The organism is Chryseobacterium shigense (assembly GCF_900156575.1).
Classification (GTDB): domain Bacteria; phylum Bacteroidota; class Bacteroidia; order Flavobacteriales; family Weeksellaceae; genus Chryseobacterium; species Chryseobacterium shigense.
Window position 1 is genome coordinate 991,458 of the sequence record NZ_FTNY01000001.1, and the last position, 18,709, is coordinate 1,010,166.

Consider the following 18,709-nt stretch of genomic DNA (forward strand, 5'->3'; position numbering starts at 1 on the left):
GCTAAAAACATTATTCAACAATTTAAATCACAACCATCAAATACCCAATGGATTCATACCATTATTTTCTCTGAGTAACTTATTAAAAAGCAAAATACCTGATCCCGCAGATCTCATGGATTCACAAAAAATACCCTTTGTAATCTATAAGATTTGTGGGTATTTTATTTCTGGCAAGCTGATACGATCTAAATTTTACACATAATATAAAATGTAACCGATTGAACAATTATAATAAATAACATTATAATTATATAAATATGAATACATTAAAATATAAAATTAATTGATATCAAATTAATAATTTTATTTCAGTTAAATTACAATATATAAAAACTATGAAAAAAACCTTAAAAGCAATCCTGCTGACAGCAGCATTAAGTTCAGCTTTTGTATTGACCGGCTGTGGTCAGGAAGACCTTAAAACACAATTGTCAGAAAACCCCAATGATTTAAATCTAAAAAGTGCTCTGGATGCCAAGGCGATTATACCATTGGCCAATTGTGTTGCTCCCGGCTGGGCTTCTCAAAATGGTGGAACTACCGGTGGTGGAACTGCTGCTGAAACTACAGTAACCAACTATGCTCAGCTGAAAGCTGCTATTGAAAATACCGCAGTAAAAGTAGTGAAGGTGACGGGTACCATTACGATCACGGCACGTTTATCACTACAGGATCAAACCGGAAAAACCATTTATGGAACCAGCGGTGCAAAATTGGTTTCTACGGATCAGACAAAGGATGGTTCAGGAATCATCAATGTTAAAAGATGCAACAATATCATTATCAGAAACCTGATATTTGAAGGACCGGGAGCTTATGATACAGATGGATGGGACAATGCCATTCTGGATGACTGCCGAAATGTATGGATCGATCATTGTGAATTCAGAGACGGTGTTGACGGGAACTTCGATATTAAGAATAAATCTGACTTTGTTACTGTTTCTTATAGTAAATTTCATTACTTAAAAGCTCCTAAAGCAGGCGGTTCCGGGGGAACAGATGACCACAGATTCTCCAATCTTATCGGTTCAAGCGATGGCGCCACTGCTGATGCAGGAAAGCTAAACGTCACCTTCGTTCGTTGCTGGTGGGCTCCGGGATGCAGAGAACGTATGCCGAGAGTAAGATTTGGAAAAATTCATATCTTAAACAGTTACTTCAACAGCTCTGTAAGCAATAAATGTATTGCTGCAGGGGTACAGGCGAACATTCTGGTCGAACGCAATGTTTTCGAAAATGTAAAAGAGCCTATCAACCTGATGAGTGGATTTACGGCTGTGACGCAAACTGGAAGCATATTTACCAACGTAACAGGAAATACAGCAGGGAGCGGAACGGCATTTACACCATCCTATTCTATCAATAAATTAGCCGCTTCAGATGTGAAAGCAGATGTAACCGCTAATGCAGGTGCTACCTTAACGGGAAATATCTGTGATTCATTTTAATTACAATAAAGGAATTTAAACACTATTTAAAAAAACGACTGAGCATTTCTCAGTCGTTTTTTGCTTGTGGCGGGTAGAGATGTGGGATTTGAGATGTCAGATTGCAGACTTTAGATTTTAGATTTTAGACTTTAGACTTTAGATGACAATCGTTTTACTATAGTTGAGTTTTGCTATTATTTGAAGTAAATGATCTATATTAAACCCTTCCATTCTCAAACTTCACGCCCTCGTACTCTAAGGAAAGTCTATCAATCCCCAATTGCGTTCTTCAATTTCCATTTCGGATATTCTTTGTCAATGAGTTTCTGTGGACTGTCGCCAAACCAGCTGTAGCCGTTTCTTCTTTCTTCTGAGACGTCGTTATAATTATATTTTACACTTCCGTCACGGTCGCCAAAAAGGGGTTTATTGGTATGGATATCGTAGAATCTTGCCCAGATCACAGAGTTTTTATCTTCGGCTAAAACTCTTACTGTTTTACCATTTTGTTTAGCAACATTATAACTGTAGCCTTCAATTTTATTGTCTTTAAACCATTCTATAGCTGCATTAACAGACTTCTGGATTTCGGGAGTTGCAGGTTGTACCATTAAAAACCTGATGATTGCCACAGATTCTCCGGTTGCGAGAGAAATAGGTTCAAAAGCTCTGGCTTTGTCGGGCTGCAAAGTAATTTCATTGTATTGATCTGCCCAGATGGACGGACTTCCTTTTTGCAAAACCTGAGTTTTTAAGATACATTGAATGCCTTTTTGAAGGGCGGTTTTTGATTTTTCTTTGAGTTTTGAATCCACAACATCAAAATCAGTTTTCCCTTCTGCCACATTGTAAAGCACCGTCAAAGCATTGATCATGGCGTTGTCATTGTAAGTGACCTGCTTTCTGTACAGTCCCGTATTCGGGTAGTATTGAGGAAAACCTCCATTGTCATACTGCATTAAAAGAAGGTAATGGATTCCTTTTTCTGCAGATTTCAGGTATTCGCGATTTTTTGTGGCTGCATAGGCTTTTATTAGTATATTAATTTCTCTGGACGTGGCATTGTTATCAATGGTTGCGTGATCATCCCCGGTTGTCTTTATTTTTCGTAAGAGATTTTTGTCAACCGGTAGGTTATAATTCACGACTGACTTATCATTCAGCTGCTTTCCCCAACCTCCTACAGGAAGCTGATAAAGCACTATTTTTTCCGCCAGAGTATCTTTAATCTGCGCAGAAACAATCGTCGTAAAGCAAAGGGCTGCTATTGAAATTCCAGATTTTATCATGGTATAATTCTTATTTGATTTTAATAATGAGTGGAGTGGCTATCATCGCTGCTTTTTGCTGTAACATCAGTTCCCAGTCTCTTCTTGTTTTGATCTGCCCGCTTTTCTGCCATGCAAATCCGGCATAATAGATCAGCTTTTTTTGAGGTCTGGTGATGACCAGCAGATTGCTCTGATCCGGGGTTTCAGACTTAAAAGCCATTGATTTTTCAACGACTTTCGGATGCACTACTATTCCTTCTCCAACAAAAGCATCATCCATTTTTTCCCAGTGAAGATAGTATCCTTCTTTGTCAATGAGTACAGTTTCTCCTTCATTTTTATGCAAACTGATGCCGATGGTATAATTGGGAACCGGCTTTTCAGCTTCAAAACAGGATTCAAATTTCGAGAAATTAGAGCCCAGATCTAAAGAAATACGTTTGGTTTCTTTGACTCCATATTCACTCCATGGATTATATGTGAGCTCAAAAACGGTTCTTAAGGGACCTTCAGCTATTGTTTTGGCGGTGACAAAATTTTGGGAAACCTGAAGGTTATCGTTCACCCAAATGCCGATTCCACCTGTGCCGCGGCTGTTTCCTACGTGATAGGGATCATATCCTTCTTCTCTTGTATCCCTGTGGTAAAACATAGGATCGGTAAGATATCCTTTGTACCATTTATTGATAACAGGCAGATCAGTCCGCTTCAGCCAGATATCCACTCCGCTGGACAGGGTACTGCTTTTAATTCCCTGTAAGGCTTCCTGCTGGCCTTTCGGACCATAGACTCTGAAAGCAATTTTATCATTTTCCCAGGCATAGTCATCTACACGCTCCGGGACAAGTCTTGAATAGGTAGAAATTCTGCTTTCGGGAACCGGAACACTTCTGTCAACAACAATGCTGTATCGGTTGGTCTTTTTTGCTTCAATGACAGCCTGAAAAAGCAATTCATCATCCTGTCCGTCGGAATCATTATCCATCCACTGAACCGTAAGTACCTTATGATTGCTGTCTTTTATTCTGATGTCAGCTTTTCTGTTTTCTTTCATCAACGCCTTCAGCTGATCTACAGGAATGGCAACCACTTCATTTCTAGAGAAATTCAATGTATTCTTTACTTCAATCCTGGTTTGTGAAGTTAAAGAATGAGCATTCGTAATGCAATCGATTGCGCAAATTAATCCAATAATACATTTTTTCATAAAGATTACGGTTGTTTCGTCAAAAATAGAAAATATTTTTAAGTAAAAGATGCTACCTGTTCAAGATTTTAAAATATTTGGAGACTTGTATAAGAATGCTTTGAGTGGGACGGGAATAATTGCTTTTTTGTTACAACCTTGGTTTTTCACGTTTAATCATAAAAAATAATGACACTCATTTTTATCTCCTTTTCCTATTTTGATGAGATCATTTTTGAAATATGATCCGATGTTAAAATAAATTCTCTTGAAGGAAAACTTTTATAGGAGATCGGTTTAATTTCATATCTGGTTTCTTTTCCTATTCCTACCTGAAATGATGTTACCTTTTCTTCATAACTATTTTTGTTAATATCTATCAGAATTTCACTATCCGTAATAAGCCTGCTTTCCGCATTGGTATGCTTTATATATTTAAAAACTCCTTTATTGGAAGATACCAGCTTTTTCTCTAATTCCTTATCCCCTTCTGTAGATTCTTTTAAGATATATTTGGGTACCCCTGCTTCATTATATGAAAATTTTACATTCCATTTATCCAGATAATCACTTGCCTGTGTTCTGTAAGATTCCATATAGCCTTTTATTACTCTAAAGTCCTTGTGTCTGTATTTTTCGTACGATGAAATGTATTTTAAATCATCAAGGTTATAATTTATTAAAAAATCATCTAAAAAGTCAATCAGAGTAGGGATATTTAGATGATCGCCAATATTTTTACGGACATATTTATAGTAAGAATTGTTTAAATAAAAGATGTCCTTATCCCCTATTATAACAGTCTGTTCCTTATCACTAAATGCAATATTAAGCTTGGTACTATAACTTTCATTTTTATAGGTTAACAAAAGAATATTTTGATTCTTCGTTAAAGTACATAAACTGGGAACTGTTTTTTCTGATATCGGAGAGTCATTAAAATCATAGAATGCGATACTGTCTTTTTTGGTATTGAGGATGTAAATTAAGTTATTCGTATTTACTTTATCTTTCTTATCAATTCTCCGGTCATCTACATATTCTCCCTTATCAATAGTTTTATTCATGATATGAGTGATGGTATATGATTTTAGAGCCTGTGCAAAAGTGTTTGCATGAAAGGCCACCATAATGAGTAGTATATATGTTAAACTTTTCATTTTCCAAAATTATAATAAGCCAAAAGATTACTTAAAATATACTAACCTGCTCTTTCCTCAACGACTTAAGAAGTTAAAATAGAGACTGTTTCCAATGATTAAAACTCTTATTAAAATTTATTCAAGATTTTTTTTTGAACATCTCATCAAATATTTCTTGTTATCTAATAATTTTTCCTGAACATCATCAAAACTATTTTTCTTCAAAGAAAACCTGATGTTTTTCGGTATTTTATATTGACATCTTTCTGTCATCAATCTCTCACTTAAAGGATTGGTTCTGGAACTTAAAATGTCAGTTAAAAACCAATCTCTTTTTACTGTATTATAGCTAAAAGTCAATAAATCAAAGTCAAGGTATTTTGGTGCGTAAGTAAATTTAATATTGATGATATTCTTTACTATTTTTACATTTAAACCTCCTGCTTCCGCATTATAGTTTGAGAAAAAAAATATAGAATCTTTTTTGTTTACCATTGGTTTACCATACTCAAAAATCAACTTATTGGTAATGGAATCTTTATAAATAATATCCTGACTTTTATCTAAATTCAAATCCTGTTTAGCGATCATCTGATATTGGGCGTTGCTAAATAGAGGAAAAAAAAATAGAATTATTTTAAGTTTCATGAATTAAAGTATTGTGATTTACAATTTCAAATTAATATTCAAGATTAGTGTATTGGTCCATTATCAACCCTAGTCTGAATATTGGAGAGAGGTTTTAAATTGCTTTCTTTAGCCAGATGAATAAACAATTGCATTCTTTAAAATGCACATATGGATTCTTTGAATTTCCTGAATTTTGAATAGAAATGGTATCATTGTTAAACATTGCACTAATATTGCCGCTAAAATCGAGATAAGTGTTTTTATCTTCTTTAAAAAGCTTCACGATTCCCTCAATTTTTTTTCCCTTACCTAATTCAGAAACAAAACTATTATTATTGTCTATTTTCAGATAAATTTTACATTTGGAGGCAAAAGATAAATAATTTCCGGAAATATGCTGAGAATATGAAAAGTTAGCAATCAATAAAAATATAAATAGAATAATTAATTTCTTTTTCATAAGTGATACATTTTAAAATCTTGGTCATCATCACTGAAACTTAATTACTAAATTTCGATATATTATTTTTTATAAGAGATCGGTTTAATTTCATATGTGGTTTCTTTACCTGTTCTTCCGTCAACTATTTTCCATCTTTAACCCTGATGAATTTCTCTTCATAAGACTCAACAGTACTGTCTTTTACAGAAGTGATTATTTTTTCAATATTTTTATTATGATAATAGTAGTTTCTCTTATAAGTAAAAGGTGTATCGAAGTATTTTGCCTGAAATTCTATTTCATCCAGTCTATTTTCTTTCCTTTTTATTTTAGCTGATGTTATGGTTGAGTTATCTGGCCAATATGGAAGTTCGCTATTTTTTGGAAGCGTGAAATCACAGTCAATATATCCATCTTTGGTTTGTTTACAGTTTTCTTTGACCATGCGTTCGATTTCCAAGTCCTTTTTGAGAAAATTGAAATTAGTAATGGGAACTTCATCCATTGAAAATGTATTTTCTGATGCAACGATATCTGAGAGTTTGCTATAGTAATTGATATACTTAATGTTTCCGGTAGCAATTCTTTTTTTCTGTTGATCATTATACTTAAATTCGTTCACTATCAAGTCATTTTTATCTATAGTAAATACTAAAGAATCATTCTTTATCGAGCTACCATATACTCTTGCGTATTCACTGTTCACATGAAAATAATGAACTGTTTGAATATTGTTGTTACTCAAATAAATTACTTTGCCATCATGATGTTGAGATTGGCAGTTAATATAAAAAAAGAATAGGATCAGATATAGATTACTTCTTTTCATTAGGCTTCTTTTTTCTTGTTTTTAATTCTTTCCAAAAAATAGTCCCTAAATACACTGCTCTTGATTCTCTTGAAAAACAAGGTCAGTCCTGTTATTTTCCTGTATCATCTTTATTAATGATGTATTGGGAAAGGATCTGACTGGAAAAGAAAAAATAATAAGTAGATTAATGAGGTCTTTTTTCATTTCTTATTTTATTCTATCCTTTGCATATTGTGGTATTTTATTAAGATCCTTTTTTTGAGATTTCATTAAAGATAAATATTCGCTGTAATTGGTTTTTGCTTTGACATTTTCTCCTATACTCCAATAACTATCTGCAAGATTAAGGTAAGCAACTGCTCTGGAAGGGTACTTCTTAATGATCTGTTGCAATAGTTCAATAGCCACTTTTTGATTTCCATTTCTAGAAAGGATATAGGCTACATTATTGTAATCGTCCAGATTAGCTTTAGATAACACAAATTTATTTTTAAAATCGAACAACATTGATTCGTTAAAACTGTTTGAAAGTATAGGATAATTAGATAAATCTGTATAAAGTTTTTTTAAGTCTTTGTAAGTTTTCACAATACTTTGACTATCAAAAAATGTTAATGATTTAAAACCTTTTGAATCAACTTCAAGAGTTTCTGGGTCTATATCTTTAATTGGGAGATTTATATTTTTAGTTAAAATTTTAATACTCTGATTTTCACATTCCTGACAGGGGTTATAAAAATTAACGTTCTTTATAAACCAGTTTTTTTTATAAAAGATACTGATTGTACCATACAAACCTCTGTCTCCACTATAATATATCGTTATCTCATAAGGATTTGAATATCCAATTTTTACATTTGTGAGCGCTGTGATTTCAGGTAATTCAAACCGACCTGAAGTTTTATTCCCAAAATGAACATTTAAAAATTCTTTTTCCAGCATAACCGTGTCCTGGAGGTTATCACAATCCAGATCATAATAATGGCTCTGAGATGAAGTAAAGCCCCAAAAAAATAAACAGAAAATTAACGCAAATTTCGATATGTTATTTTTTAATTTTATCACGATTAATACATTTTGTGTTAAACTTAAATACATTGGTTTTTAATTCATTATAGTAAACATTTCTCTCCGCCATCCCATTTCCTCCCCCATTCACAAATTTTGAAATGATCCTTAGATATTTATCTCCATAATCGGATACTTCATTCAAATTTTTATGTAATATTTCTTTATATTTTGCTTTATTAGCTTTTGAACTATATTCTACAGTTTTATAAATATCCCAAAACCAGCCTGCAGAATCAATCGCAAAAAATAAATTATTAGCTAATAATCCGGCACCATCTACATCTTTTAAATCAATAACTTTTTCTTTAATCTTCTTCTTTTTCTTATCTAAAACTGGTTTTCCATCTTTATCCAGTTTAAACTTTGTATAGATAAACTCTTCTTGATATTGCTTTTTCCTATCAAACAATTCATCTATTTTTTTCCCTTGCACCAACTGAGGCTTTTTTGAAATGACATAACTGAAGTATTCTTTTTGCTGATCTCTCCACGTCAATTGCATTGCTCCTCGCCCTTTATACCTAGGACCATCTCCGACTTCAATATGTCCGTGCTGCTTGGATTCCGGATGATTTCCCGGGTCATATCCTACACCACTAGCATATTCCAATGTAGTCCCTAATCTGGATGTTTCATGATAACTTTGTGCGAAAAAATGTATTTTTCTCATACATGTATTAATATGATACGCTTTAAACATTGTATTTAATTCATCAAGCAATCTTTCATAGGTTCTATCAGATTCAGATAAAGGACAATTTTCATCAGCAAATAGTGAAGTAGACTTTTTCTTCTCTGACGCTCTGAGTTGTTTTACAATAAGCTTTAGTTCATCTATTGTTAGATCTCTGTCACAATAACATTTTTCATCATCTTTCTGATCCGGTACCGGTGCCCCTTTCGCTGCAACACTTTCAGGCTCGTTGACCTGTCCGGATGTTGTAAACTCTATCTTTCCGGTTTCAGGGGGTACATTACCCGGCATTTTGCCTGTTCCCGGTAATGTTGATTTTTTCAATAATACATAATTCTCCTGTACTTTAGCGGTCCCAAAATCCTGCCATTCTGTGAGGGATATCATCTGAAAGCCATCATAAAATTTAAAATTAGGAATCTGCTTTTCTACAATTGTTCCGGTAAGTTTTCCTTGCGTCGTAGGTACATCAGTTAAAACTTTAAATTCACCTAAATGAGCATTGAACTTAATCTTTGCTCCATGTATTGCCAACAGCAATCCATCTTCAACTTTATCCTTTTCCTCATTCTCCGCCCGTTTCTCCTCCATTTTCTGGCTGTTCGCAGCCTTTACCTGATCACTGTCCTGTGCTGTCTCCTGATTTTGAGTTTCCGGAACGGCAGCTTCTGTATCTTTATCTAGCCTATCCATAATAATGAATGTTTTAAATGGGTATTGTTTTTTTTGATTTCTATAAAACCTTCCTCATAATGATCTCCTTTGAATACAAATAATCCTCTGAAATGATCAATTTCTGTTGGTTCAAGATTTTCAGGAGTAATGGTTAATGTTATTTTTTCTCCCTCTTTTACAGGGGTCATCATTTCTGTAAAACCATCTGGAGATTCTCTCTTTCGCCTGGTATCAAATGACTGTAACAGGCCATTGAAAAGCAATCCAAACATAGGGTAGCCACCTAAAAAATCGATGAGCCTGCTTTCATCTTCAAGGATACTGCTGATCTGACTGAAATAGGTATCTATCACTTCACCCTTATGGGTTTCTGAAAGTCTGGCAGCTATTTTCATCCATCGTAAGCGAAGAAAATTAATATTATTCACTTCAACAATATTTCCTTCCTGATCAACCGTTAATTCCAACTCATCAAATAAGTAACTGATTTGTTTTAAAAATTTCCCTACTGCATTATCATCGTCCGAAAAAATAAAATCAACGACTAAAACGTGATATTTAAAATAGTCTTTTTCATTCCCTAAATGGTAAACCTCGGCATGTCTTACATATTTTTTTTCAGTCAGATAAAACGGATTTTTCTGTTCTGTGACGATCGTTTCCAGCCGATACGTTTTCTGATCCAGGTTCTTTAATATATCCGGTACCATTATTAATATATTCTTCTCTGATAATCGCTGTTCGGGTCCATTCCCATCCAGTCCCTGTTAGCAGACCAATGGAGGTATTCATTTCTTATCGTTCTTAATAAACTTTGCCATCTGTTACCGTATACAGTCACCCCGGGAATATTCATGACCTGATGTCCATCTTTATCGATGCTCACGGTAGGATATTCAACGGGCATTTCTGCTCTCATTTTATCATATTCCTTTTCTAAATCTTCATCACTTCTGAATGCCCAGGCTTCTTTGCTGTCAAAAACATATTCGTGAAGCCTCCTTTTGGCAGCAGGCAGATGTGTATCATGCTCTATAGAGTAGGTAGCTTCTGTTTTTGTGATGATTTTGTGATCATACAACTTCAATCCCTGTTCTTCCATAAAATGCAGGGGAATATAGCTGTATTCTTTTCGCAGAAAACGGGTTCCTGTAATTTTCCGGTACACATTTCCAAAGGTTAAAATATTGAGTGCGGTATTGTTGATTTCAATCTGATCGTCTTTAAACCAATGCCCGTCAATTAAATCCTGCATCCGTTTTTTTAATTCCCAGAGTGGCTTATGATTGGACGTTTCAATTTCATCCACCACTTCCATTCCATTTTCATAAGCTCCTCCGATGTCACAGTGAACTCCTGGAAATTCTTTTTCAATACTCCCCGGAAATCTGGTTAACGAAAAGTTTTCACGATGTTCATCTGTTGCTGTAAAATGAACTGCTTTAAAATAAGGTCCGGGATTTTTTAACTGCAACTGTTCTACATCATCGCCAAAATTGTGCTTAGATCCCAATGTAGAATGGACCACTCCTCTATAGCCCACTCTTTCCATAGCCCCCATATCTCCGAATTCTTCATAAGATGAAACGGTCTCATAGACTCCTATAAAACGAATATCCAATAGTAAAGCTTCAAGCTGTTCAGGGGATAAGATTTTCTTACTTAAAAGATAATATCCTAAAAAACCGAATTTTGGAAGCTTTCCATCAATCAGATATTTAGGATCTACTTCAGTTTTATCTTTATCGATCCAAATATCTCCATATTCAGGTACTACAACAGGACCTTCATGGGCGTAGGATCCCACTTCTTTGTAACCTACAATTTTCCTTGATTTTTTTATTTCAATATCTTTGGTTCTCTTGTTGCCATTGATTTCATAGACAAAATTTCTGGCAGCAGCGGCACCACGACTAAACCCGAAAGCATCTATGGTGATTTTTGTTAATTTCTTTTTTGAACCAGCATTTTTTATAAGTTCCTTAATCCTGTCTGCTATTTTTCCGCAACCTTTTCTCACTTTCCCCCGTACTCCCGATTCACCGGAACCATATTGAAAGCCATCATCCACATCCCTGCTGTTATCAAGTGTACCAATTCCCTCTATATAAACGCCGTAACTGATCTGTTCACAACATTGATACATCCGGGCCACGTTGGTATAATCATTACTGAAACTATTATCAACACCCTGACTGTCTAACCATCCTCTGTGGCTTCCTTTCAGATATCGGTCATATTCTGAATCATTTTCAGTGATATCACTGCTTTCCAGATCATCAAACTCTTCTTCCTGCTTTTCTCTCGTTTTTTTTATCGCTTCTTCTTTTGCCAGTATCTGCTCCTTGGTATCCGTACTTTGTATTTTATTTTTACCATCCCTGTACTTCTCGCGCAACGCTGTGTTTTTGAGATTATTTAGGGTACCATCGAAAAAAACGCCTATTTCCAGATGCAGTTCATCTATAGGAGGAACAGCATTACCTGTATTATACACTAATGTTTTTCCCATAATTATCGTTTTAGAAAACTTCTACTTTATCTGCTTTTATAAAAGCTACTTTACCATTCTCACCTCTTAGTTGTATGGTAAAATGGCTGTTTGCTTCATTTACTTTAATCACAATATCAGCTTTAGTTGAATTCGGATTTTCTCCAAATACAGTTTTAAATGCTTCGAAGCTGGATTTTTCATTGAGATCACCATTTGCTCCATACTCCTTGTGATCACTGCCAATAAAATCAAAAACTATTCTTGTTGGCATTGCTCTTTCCGCATTTTGAGCCACAGAAATTTTTGCAGCATCCAGTTGTTCTTTCTCTCCATTGATCATGTCGATTCCAACATCGGTTAAAGGGTTGAGCGCTGCCTTTTCCGGAAGTTGAAAAACAGGCTTCCAGCTGTACTGTATTCTATAGGTATCCCAAATCCCGAATGGAATGGGTTTTCCTTTATTTTCTTCTCTTATTTTTTCAGGAATTACTTTGCCATTGTTAAAGACCTCATCGAGATAATCTTTCCGCCAAAAACGGTTTTCATGGCTATCCAGTTTTGCAATTTCCGATTCCGGAATTGTTACTTTTTTTCCCTTATACCGCCCTACTTCTTTCTGAACACCTACACCAGCGACCCAAACCACCACTACTCCACCAGGAGCCATTCCTACGCCAATTTTATCATAATTTAAATGTTCCGTTTCTCCACTCCCGTTGGTAACCTTTACTTCATATCCTTTGCTGAAGTATGCTTTTAGTTTTGCAGTATCAATAGGAGTGTCTATCAGATAAAACTGGTTTTCCATGTAAGACATCCAGATAAACTCCAGGCGGGTAGGAAGGCTTCTGAAACCATTCCCCATTCCATGATTGATAGCCCCCCAGGAATTTCCGCCGGGAATGATCCCAAACCCTAATCCAACCCATTCTCCGCCTTCGCACTCCATTCCTCCTTTATATACTTCCATCGGATATCCGGAGGAAGCAGAAGTTCCCTCGGTCCATTCATATTTTGTCATGGCTTTTGTTTTTTGATGCTCTTTCTTTTCCTGACACGAGATCTGAATGAAGAATAATAAGCTTAATAAATATTGTATTGATTTGTTCATTGTTTAGGAAAATTATTCTTTACTACCTTACTATAACCGGGCTGCTTTTCTAATTTATTTTTTTCTTTTTTATAAGTCCTAAATTTCTGATTGTTTATCCTGTTTTGTAATGAGATTCGCCGCAATTAAAATGATCAGAAAAGACAAAATCAATGAAATCAGAAGATATAAATCATTGTTTATCCCGGATTTATCTTTTGCTGACACATTCAAACCCATATTTAACAAAGAAAAAAAATAGACCCCATTGTAAATGTATATTGATGTTATAATGTTTAGCTTTCTGAATGGATTGATTAATAAAAATATTATAAAAGATCCTAATATGGCAATACCTGACGGCATCAGAATCTCTATTGGAATCATTCCAAAATCTGCTCCGTCATAATTTAAAATTTTCGCCATCAACATCATGATCAACCCATTCAAAATCATATTACTGATAAAAATACCTAAGCATATTATATACCTCATTTGCAGCGACTGTTGATTTTAACCTCTGAATTATCTAAGTTTTCAGCCTTTATTCACCTTGGCATCTATTTTACCCAACATTTTGGCCACTCCCGCACTTTGTAATAAAATATCGCCATTTTTGGCATTATGAGTGGTTGTAGAAGTCGTTTCTTTCAGATCTCCCGTTATATTGATGGTTTTATTTTCATTAACGGTCTGTTTATAATTCTTTGAAGTGAACTGATGATTGTTTATAATATGAATGGCATTATCATTTCCAACACTTGTTTTCATGTCTTTTCCTACATTAATACTAAGATTCTCTCCTGCGTTGAAGGTCATATTTTTGGGAGCGGTAACGACGATATTCCCTGCTCCGTCCATGAAATAATTATTGCCGCTCGGATCGATAATGTTGACACTTCCTTCCGCATCATTCATTAAAATTCTGATTCCGCTTCTCGTTTGTATTGATTTTAGATGATTATCTACCCCGCCTCCTAGAGCGGTCCCGCCATGAAACATTCCTCCCATCACGAAAGGTCTGTCCGGATGGTTGTGGACAAAACCTACCATCACCTGATCGCCGACTTCGGGTATGGCTACATATCCTCTGTTCTGGCTGATCTGATCTGTGCCTCCTGCATCCGGAGCCATCATCCGAATAAAATTGGTATTATCGTTCATCTGCCAGTCGAATCTCACCGTTACCCTGCCCTGTCCCAGAGGATCGGTGTTGGATATTACGGTGGCGATTTGCGGCTGTGCAATGGGTACAACAAAATCGGGTTTTGGGATATATCCCGTATCTGAAGCTATCGCCTCAAATTTTCCGGTATAGTTTCCTAAGGTATCCACTTCATGGGTAACTTCGGTTATCATCAGTTTTGTAAAATAGGCCGTCTGGCTGCTATCTGTTTTCCGCATTTTAATATCAGCAATACATCCCGGATATAAAAAAGGCAGCGTTGTTCCTCCCGACACGGTAAAGACTTCCACAGCCCTGCTTCCTGATGTGGAGGTCTGAGAAATAACCACATCCATATCGGTGGCCGCTTTTATAGGCGCAACCTGCAATGATGGGGTCTTGAATATCCCTTCATTATTTTGATAGGCTGTTTTTGCTAAATTTCCCACATGCTGGATAGGGGTTTCTCCTGAACTGAGTTTGGTATTGGAACTGCTGTTATACCCATAAAAACTAGGTTTGATATGGACTGCTTTCAGTTCAACACTCACGTCGGAAACGCTGCTTCCATAGATCAGCTCTAAGGCTTTATTCTGGGGAGGCATATTTCCGAAGTGCAGAATTTCACCATCGTAATAAAACTGTTCTCCATAAGCCTCTGCCATTCTGCAAAGATAATTATAGTGTGTTTCCTCATACTGAGCACTATAGAGAATCTGAGAAGAGGCTTTTGCATTGATTTTGACATCAAACCTGCTGCTTTCGATTCCCTGCCTGATGATGTCCGTTGCGATGATGCCCATATTTACGGGTTGCGCTCCCCCAAAACTTTGGGTATGAGGAGCAGCGTCCAGTAAAATAGTGGGACTGTAGCCTTTCAATACGATGTTTCCAAGACTATGGTTTTCCTGGCTAAACGCTACTTTTGTGATCACCCCGACAAAAGTTCTTTCCGGACTATTTTCAACGTCTTTATAGGTGATGGTTACCGTGAGCCTTCCTCCTAAAAACCTGTTGGCTTCTTCAAGTTCATGATTTTGTTTCTCAGACAGGGTATCATTGGCAAGGATCAGCTCAAATTCATGATGCTTTCTTACACTTTGCTGCATACGGAAATGTTTAAAATGTCTGATGATCTTACCATCAATCACAATATCCAGTTTCACCACACGGTTGATTCCAGGAAGATTATTCTCTGCAATCTTGTCAGAATTTGGAATATTTTTATCCATAGTATTGAATGTGTTTTTAGGGTTCTTAATTTTAAAAAAAATTAAAGAAATAGACAGATGCTCTATAAAGTTAAAAAGTTTTCCTGGTATAAAATCACATAATTGGACCTATTTTTAAATTATTAATAGAAATATAAACGATCTTATCTATTAATATCAAAATGGCCATCTTTATCACAGACAAAAAAGGCAGAACGGCATTCCTACCGCCGGATACACCATTCTGCCTGATATTTTTTTAAAATTAAAAAAAATTATGCTCTACGAAGTAGGCCACTCTGCCTTGTAAGAAGAGTTCCCCAAGTCGATAAGCTCTGCACTTACAATGAAACTGACGTACATACTGTTTTCATCTACTGCATCAAAATCTACTTCGTGCTGAATGACATATCCGTTTTCCCATTTTAAGGTAGTCAATGTTCCTTCTTCATGGGATTTGTTGAATATTACTTCTCCGGTTGTAGGTTTGTATTTTCCGTTAAGAAGACTTTCCAGAATGTCAGATTTTTCTGTAGCTTCTACTGTAATTTTGATAAGTGCATTCGATGGATCTGATGCTACTCTTCCGGATACGTCTGTGGAACGGGACACGCTATAATTAAGTCTTAATAGTTTCTGCCCTTCTCCGCCGTTGAATTTTAGAATTCCTCTTGAATTTTTGTCTGCCATGATTGGTCAATTTTAAATATTAATATTTTGTGATCTGATGTTCCTTATTTCACCAAATATAGAATATTAAACTTACAAAAAGGCCGTTTATTAATAAATATCAAAAAGTGTAGTAGTACTACTACTAACAATCGTTAGGCTCACTGAATATTGTAAATCAGATATTTACATTAAAAAAAAAGAAAATCATACGATGGATCTTAAGTAATGCTTTTACTTACCCTCAAAATACTTTTTAAGGTCTGATATACTTTTTATCCTGAGTTCTTCCGCCTGTTGTCTGCGCATCATCAGGGCATATGAATTATTAAAACCAAGCGGTTTTAACCATTGAATGCCGTATTGTTGTTGAAATTCGGAATTGACATATTGGTAGGTTTTAACGGCACTTTGAGTAACACTTTTAAGGGTCTGTTCTGTTGGTTTTAAAAGGACCAGAAGTCCTGTCCCGGTATATTCCGGATAGAAATCTATGCCGTCATTCATCAAAGCATCAAAACATATTTTGGTTCCGCCCAGTCCTGTTTTGGTTTCTACTTTATAATCGGTGTAGCCTTCAATCAGCATTTTATACATTTCGGTGAGAATATATTGTTCACCAAAGATTTTTGAGCCAATTCTTATGTTTCCTGAGTTTCCTTTTCTTGAGTTTTGATATAATTTATTCTTCATTAAAAAATCTCTGGCAATTTTTTCCGGCGTCTGATTGAGGTAATCCGATTTGTAATTCAGATCGGTCATGATAGAGTCATTGAATTTACCGGCGAGAAGATTCAGTGTTTTTTCAAGTTCGGGAAATTTCTTCAGCGTTTTTGTCTTTATAATGGGTGCTGCAAAATAGGGTGGAAATATTTTCTTATCATCATCCAGAACATACAGATCAAAAGCTTTGATCCTGCCATCTGTAGAATATCCGCTGATGAGATCCAGTTCCTTTTCGTATGCCGCTTTGTACATAATGGCATCATTTACGACAACGGGATTTACATGAAGTCCGTACACAGAGCGCAGTCCCAGATCACCATCCTGCCTTCCCATAAACTCAGGCGTAAAACCTGCTTTCATTTTATTGCCTGAAACGGAAGTGAACAGGTAAGCTGCTCCCAAAATGATAAGGAAGGCCGGAACCACATACTTTAGTTTTTGAAACAACCGGTATCCGGATTTCTGTACCACCGCGATCGTCTGATCTAGTAAAATAGCCAGTAATGCTGCGGGAATGGCTCCTGCCAGAATCATATTGGTATTGTTCAGAGAAATTCCGCCAAAGATAAATTCTCCCAACCCACCTGCTGCAACAAATGACGCTAATGTAGCAACGCCGACATTGATGACTGCTGCGGTTCGTATTCCTGCAATAATGACGGGCATTGCCAAAGGGAGTTCTACTTTAAACAGAAGCTGGCTTTTATTCATTCCCATGGCTTTTGCCGCTTCAACGACGGTTGGGTTGACTCCTGTAATTCCGGTATAGGTATTTCGGATAATAGGTAACAGCGCATAAATCAGCAGAGCAATGATGGCGGGTTTAGCCCCGATTCCAAAAGCCGGAATCATGAAACCCAGCAGGGCAATACTGGGAATGGTTTGTAAAATACCGGCAACCCCCAGCACGGGACTTGAAAGTTTTCTTTTCCGGGCAATGAGGATTCCCAAAGGTACTCCAACGATGATCGCCAGAATTAATGACAGAAAGGTAAGTCCCAGATGCTGTACCACCTGAGTGAGTAATTTTTCCTGCTGTTCTATGATAAACTGCCAAAGACTTTGCTGCTTCATACGATCTGTAATTTTCTGTACTCATTGAATGCCTTGATCAGGTCTTCATAATATCCTGTATTTCTATGATCAGAACTTAGTTTCTGCAAAGCGTTCCAAACACTGGTGTTTTCAGTAAAGCCAAATTCTCCGGGTGTATTTTCTGAATTTAAAAATGGTCCCACTTCTTTCAGGGTGGCAATTTTGTATTCCAGTAAAAGTCGGTTTTCAGCGAAAAAGTCGCTGACAAAGTTGTTCTGCGGACGATAAAGCATTTCTTTTGGAGTTCCTGTCTGAATAATTTTCCCTTTATCCATTAAACATATCCGGTGTCCCAATTCGAAGGCTTCCTGTACATCGTGTGTTACGAGTATAGTGGTCTTATTTTTAAGTTCTTCCAGTGATTTAAATTCTGAATGAATATCTGCTTTCGTAATATTATCCAAGGCACCGAAAGGCTCATCCATCAACAAAACGGGAGTGTTGGCGATTAAAGCCCGGGCGATTCCAACTCTTTGCTGCTGCCCGCCGCTCAATTCATCAGGGAACCTTGAAAGCACATCTTCTGAAAGGTGAAGTTTATGCAGAAGTTCTTCTGTTCTGTTTTCTGTTTTTTTCTTATCCCACTTTAACAATCCGGGAACAACAGCGATGTTTTGTTTAATGGTATAATGGGGAAATAAACCGGAATGTTGCATGACAAAACCAATTCCCATGCGCAGTTCTTCTGCTTTTTGATCACCTATATTTTTACCATCAATTAATATATCTCCTGAATCTGCCTCTATGAGACGATTGATCATTTTAAGGGTAGTTGTTTTCCCACAACCGCTGGTTCCCAGAAGCACCAGGATCTCCTGATCATGAGCCTGAAAAGAAATGTGGTCAACGGCTGGTTTTCCGTTAAAATTTTTTGAAACTGATTCAACTGTAATCATCGGTA

16 protein-coding genes are annotated in these 18,709 nt (G+C 36.1%); 1 reads left to right on the forward strand and 15 read right to left on the reverse strand.

What is annotated here, in order from left to right; translation table 11 throughout:
* Nucleotides 1-338 precede the first annotated feature (338 nt).
* Nucleotides 339-1,454, forward strand: coding sequence for a pectate lyase family protein (locus BW964_RS04460; RefSeq protein WP_076505035.1), 1,116 nt, complete (start codon nucleotides 339-341; stop codon nucleotides 1,452-1,454).
* Nucleotides 1,455-1,705: 251 nt separating this feature from the next.
* On the opposite strand, the gene pelA is transcribed toward BW964_RS04460, so the two are convergent.
* From pelA to BW964_RS04540, 15 genes are all read right to left on the reverse strand, one after another.
* Nucleotides 1,706-2,725, reverse strand: a complete 1,020-nt coding sequence (gene pelA, locus BW964_RS04465) for a pectate lyase (RefSeq protein WP_104669412.1) — start codon at nucleotides 2,723-2,725, stop codon at nucleotides 1,706-1,708.
* 10 nt (nucleotides 2,726-2,735) lie between these two features.
* Nucleotides 2,736-3,914: a DUF4861 family protein gene (locus BW964_RS04470; RefSeq protein WP_076505037.1), complete on the reverse strand. Its 1,179-nt coding sequence runs from the start codon at nucleotides 3,912-3,914 to the stop codon at nucleotides 2,736-2,738.
* 194 nt (nucleotides 3,915-4,108) lie between these two features.
* The gene (locus BW964_RS04475) at nucleotides 4,109-5,053 is read right to left on the reverse strand and encodes a hypothetical protein (RefSeq protein WP_123911913.1); all 945 of its coding nucleotides are present in this window, start codon (nucleotides 5,051-5,053) and stop codon (nucleotides 4,109-4,111) included.
* Nucleotides 5,054-5,170: 117 nt separating this feature from the next.
* A complete protein-coding gene (locus BW964_RS04480; protein WP_104669411.1) occupies nucleotides 5,171-5,683 on the reverse strand; it encodes a hypothetical protein in 513 nt (170 codons plus the stop codon).
* Nucleotides 5,684-5,777: 94 nt separating this feature from the next.
* Nucleotides 5,778-6,125 (reverse strand): hypothetical protein, encoded by a 348-nt coding sequence (locus BW964_RS04485; protein WP_076505041.1) that lies wholly within the window; start codon nucleotides 6,123-6,125, stop codon nucleotides 5,778-5,780.
* 124 nt (nucleotides 6,126-6,249) lie between these two features.
* Nucleotides 6,250-6,936: a hypothetical protein gene (locus BW964_RS04490; RefSeq protein ID WP_076505043.1), complete on the reverse strand. Its 687-nt coding sequence runs from the start codon at nucleotides 6,934-6,936 to the stop codon at nucleotides 6,250-6,252.
* A gap of 189 nt (nucleotides 6,937-7,125) precedes the next feature.
* Nucleotides 7,126-7,860: a tetratricopeptide repeat protein gene (locus BW964_RS04495; RefSeq protein WP_123911912.1), complete on the reverse strand. Its 735-nt coding sequence runs from the start codon at nucleotides 7,858-7,860 to the stop codon at nucleotides 7,126-7,128.
* Nucleotides 7,861-7,963: 103 nt separating this feature from the next.
* Entirely contained in the window at nucleotides 7,964-9,376 is a 1,413-nt protein-coding gene (locus BW964_RS04500) for a lysozyme family protein (protein ID WP_076505046.1), read from the reverse strand.
* Nucleotides 9,364-10,068: a hypothetical protein gene (locus tag BW964_RS04505; protein ID WP_076505047.1), complete on the reverse strand. Its 705-nt coding sequence runs from the start codon at nucleotides 10,066-10,068 to the stop codon at nucleotides 9,364-9,366. The genes BW964_RS04500 and BW964_RS04505 overlap by 13 nt, the downstream gene beginning before the upstream one ends.
* A gap of 2 nt (nucleotides 10,069-10,070) precedes the next feature.
* Nucleotides 10,071-11,870 carry a DUF2235 domain-containing protein gene (locus tag BW964_RS04510; protein ID WP_076505049.1) on the reverse strand — a complete coding sequence of 600 codons (1,800 nt, stop codon included), beginning with the start codon at nucleotides 11,868-11,870 and terminating at the stop codon, nucleotides 10,071-10,073.
* Between the two features lie 10 nt (nucleotides 11,871-11,880).
* Entirely contained in the window at nucleotides 11,881-12,963 is a 1,083-nt protein-coding gene (locus BW964_RS04515) for a DUF2931 family protein (protein ID WP_076505051.1), read from the reverse strand.
* 516 nt (nucleotides 12,964-13,479) lie between these two features.
* A complete protein-coding gene (locus BW964_RS04525) occupies nucleotides 13,480-15,339 on the reverse strand; it encodes a type VI secretion system Vgr family protein (protein WP_228431915.1) in 1,860 nt (619 codons plus the stop codon).
* Between the two features lie 261 nt (nucleotides 15,340-15,600).
* Nucleotides 15,601-16,008, reverse strand: coding sequence for a type VI secretion system tube protein TssD (gene tssD / locus BW964_RS04530; protein ID WP_076505055.1), 408 nt, complete (start codon nucleotides 16,006-16,008; stop codon nucleotides 15,601-15,603).
* 213 nt (nucleotides 16,009-16,221) lie between these two features.
* The gene (locus BW964_RS04535; protein WP_076505056.1) at nucleotides 16,222-17,787 is read right to left on the reverse strand and encodes an ABC transporter permease/substrate-binding protein; all 1,566 of its coding nucleotides are present in this window, start codon (nucleotides 17,785-17,787) and stop codon (nucleotides 16,222-16,224) included.
* Nucleotides 17,784-18,704: an ABC transporter ATP-binding protein gene (locus BW964_RS04540; RefSeq protein WP_076505059.1), complete on the reverse strand. Its 921-nt coding sequence runs from the start codon at nucleotides 18,702-18,704 to the stop codon at nucleotides 17,784-17,786. Before BW964_RS04540 ends, BW964_RS04535 begins: the two co-directional genes overlap by 4 nt.
* Between the last annotated feature and the right edge of the window lie 5 nt (nucleotides 18,705-18,709).